This is a genomic window from Neolewinella lacunae (assembly GCF_014349155.1).
In the GTDB taxonomy this organism is placed as follows: Bacteria; Bacteroidota; Bacteroidia; order Chitinophagales; family Saprospiraceae; genus Neolewinella; species Neolewinella lacunae.
The window spans coordinates 1-552 of sequence record NZ_JACSIT010000072.1; the positions used below are offsets into that span (position 1 = coordinate 1).

Here is a 552-nt window from a genome sequence, read left to right on the forward strand (position 1 = left end):
ATGATGTTTAAAACTGTTTTTCGATTGCCATATCGACAGGCCCGTGGATTTGCTGTGGGCATCCTCAATCTAATGGGGCTGTGCGATCTTGATGTGCCAAGTTTTACCCAAGTAAATCGTCGTTTCCGTATCCTTGAGATTACGCCATTCAAGATTCCGACAAAGGGCTCAGTCACGATAGCTATTGACTCAACAGGAGTAAAAGTTTATGGTGAAGGCGAGTGGAAATGCCGTAAACATGGATGGAGTAAGCGTCGTACGTGGCGAAAATTGCACTTAGGCGTCGACCCAGAAACTGGGTTTATTCATTGTCACACGACAACGACAAACTCCGAGAGCGATGAGTCACAAGTGGACGATTTATTAAATCAAGTGAAAGCTCCTATTGAAGAAGTTTATATGGATGGTGCATATGACGCTCAAAGCTGCTATGATGGATTGATCGCCCGCAACATTACCCCGGTTATTCCGCCCCAAAAAGGAGCTGTGGAGTGGTATTGGGAGGAAGAAAATGATTACCCCGATTATCCTCGCAACGTAGCGGTAAGGCGA

The 552-nt window shown here is 45.8% G+C and carries 1 protein-coding gene; it reads left to right on the forward strand.

Annotated features, from left to right (window positions below; translation table 11 throughout):
- Nucleotides 1–552, forward strand: a 552-nt coding sequence (locus H9S92_RS05975; RefSeq protein ID WP_187465806.1) for an IS5 family transposase, incomplete at both ends; no start/stop codon positions are given.